The organism is Mesobacillus sp. (assembly GCF_049588175.1).
In the GTDB taxonomy this organism is placed as follows: Bacteria; Bacillota; Bacilli; order Bacillales; family Cytobacillaceae; genus Mesobacillus.
Genome location: NZ_JBAVFI010000414.1, coordinates 1 through 2,399, shown reverse-complemented (window position 1 = coordinate 2,399; position 2,399 = coordinate 1). Strand labels below are relative to the sequence as shown.

General features: G+C 41.4%; 3 protein-coding genes. 2 read left to right on the top strand and 1 reads right to left on the bottom strand.

The annotated features are described in order from the left end of the window. Both WB217_RS10340 and WB217_RS10335 read left to right on the top strand, forming a co-directional pair. Positions 1-224, top strand: a 224-nt coding sequence (locus WB217_RS10340) for a hypothetical protein (RefSeq protein WP_423993139.1), incomplete at its 5' end; no start/stop codon positions are given. Between the two features lie 120 nt (positions 225-344). Further along, positions 345-1,655 (top strand): redoxin domain-containing protein, encoded by a 1,311-nt coding sequence (locus tag WB217_RS10335; RefSeq protein ID WP_423993141.1) that lies wholly within the window; start codon positions 345-347, stop codon positions 1,653-1,655. A 72-nt stretch (positions 1,656-1,727) separates the two neighbouring features. Here WB217_RS10335 and WB217_RS10330 read toward each other — a convergent pair. Beyond that, a partial coding sequence (locus WB217_RS10330; RefSeq protein WP_423993137.1) for an STAS domain-containing protein occupies positions 1,728-2,399 on the bottom strand: 672 nt, incomplete at its 5' end.

Below are 2,399 nucleotides of genomic sequence, written 5' to 3'. Positions count from 1 at the left end.
ATCTATGGTGGAACCCTGCGGTTGAGGAGCAGGCTGCAGATCGTGCTCACCGGATGGGTCAAAAAAATACCGTCCAGGTAATCAAGCTGATAGCCCGCGGAACAATTGAGGAAAAAATGAATGAACTGCAGGATCGAAAAAGAAATATGATTGAAGAAATTATTGAAGAAAAAGCGACCGCAACCCTAACAGAAGAAGATATCCGGGAAATCCTGATGATTTAGAGGCTCATAGAGAGTTGTGACTTTAAGAATTGAGAAAAAAAGCCGATAATAATATTGATGTCCTTTTAAAGACTGAATGGTGAAAGAGGAGAGATTTTATTGGCTAATCAAGGATTGAATGTGGGGAAGCAGGCGCCGGATTTTACTTTGCCTGGCACGAACAATAAACAATATACATTATCAGACTACAGTGAGCAGCCGGTCATTCTTGTTTTCTTAAGGGGAACGTGGTGACCGAATTGCCGGAATCAGCTGGTCCAGCTGAACGAATTTTATGATGTCTTAAGGGAAAAAGGAATCCAGATCCTTGGGATTGCCGGACAGAACTTAAATGGTATCCAGGTATACGTGGATAAAGAGGGAATCAAGATTCCAATCCTTTCGGATGAAAAAAGAACAGTCATCAAACAATACGAAGTATTCGTGCCAATTAAATGGGATAGCTTCCGGATCGCGATCCCAAGTACGTACGTTTTGGATAAAAACCATACGATCCAGTACAGTTATATCGGAGACTCACAATTTGACCGTCCTGCGATAGAAGAAATTATCCAGATGGCCAAAAGTCTTGAGGCCACATCTGAAGGACCTGGACAAGCTGCCGATTCGGGCCAGGCTGCGGTTTTTGTTGGAGCGATGAAGGAGACATTCAACGACATTGTTTTCTCTACCCAAACGATCAAGCAGAGCGTAAACCATAATTTATCTTCAATTGACGATCTGGCTGCTCAGCTCGAGCACAATAATGAGGCACTTTCACAATTTTTCTCTGTCTTCGAACAGATGGAATCTAAAATAAATAGGTATAGTGATACGATTCGTAAAGTGGTGGAGGAAACGTCGGCAATCTCCGAGGATAATAAACAGGCTTCAGCGCATATGGCACAGACATCTGAATTGCTTAAAGAGCTTGTGAGCCTGACGCAAATGGTCGGCAGCATCAGTTCAACGATTTCAGGCATTGCCGCACAGACGAAAATCCTGGCACTTAATGCATCAATCGAGGCAGCACGTGCCGGTGAGCATGGAAAAGGTTTTTCCGTAGTGGCGAAGGAAGTTGGAAAGCTCGCGACTGCTTCAGCCGAGGCTTCGCAAGATATTTCAGCTCAGCTCAATGGAATTGAAACTAAAATTAACTCCAGCTTCGATTCCTTTAAGGATTTTGACGGTCTTATGCATCAAATTGATGTGAAGGTTCAAGGTCAAAATAGGGAATTAACAGATGTTTCTTCAGGAATTCAGTCCATCCGCAATGAAAGCTCTGAGCTTGCTGAAAGCCTTAGACAAATTACAGAACAGCAGCAGATGCAGCAGAAACGGATTTTGTCCGTCAAAGAGCAGGAGTATACAATAGCATCTGAAATAGAAGGAATCCACAAGGACATTGAGGAAAATAATAACCTTCTCCTTGAATTGGATAAAAGATTGTAAGATGTACTTCTATTAATTCGTTACAAAAAACCCCCTTGAGCTATACAAGGGGGTTAACTTGTTCCTTAGATTTTACATCGCATTTTCACTATCAAGATAATGCTTTAGTGTTTGCTGAAGGGTTCCTCTTGTCTCTGCCTTCTGGAGAAAGCTAATTCCTGTATGGATCATTTTTCTCACAAGCTCAGGGCGCATTCCTGTAATGACAGCCTTTGAACCCATCATGTTGATCCCATTCAATACTTTTTGGAAATGGTCAATTACGTTCATTTCCATTTCTGCAATACCGGATAGATCCATAATCAGAGTTTGGACTTTAAGTCGGGAAATATCCATCAGGACTTTTTCCTCGATAATCTGCATACGATATTCATCGATCATGCCAATCAAAGGCAATACTGCCACTGAAGTGCTGATTGGAATGATAGGAACAGATAAATGTTCTACTAATTTTCTCTGAGAGTTCAAAAGCTCATCCTTATAATTGGTATAGGTCAGGAAGAAGGTATTCAAAAATTGGTCAACCTGGTCATTGATTCTCTTTTCCAATACGAAAAATTCGTCATTATCACTGAATTTCCCGTTCATACGGTCAAACTGATTCAAAAATTGCCATAATGTACGTCTGATGGCCTGAACCCATTCTAATTTGAAGGCTACAGTCAAGGAATGTTCTGCCCAAGCAACTCCCTCTATTTCAGCAAATGCAATTAGGTTTTCTTCATCCTGTTCTACAATATAACC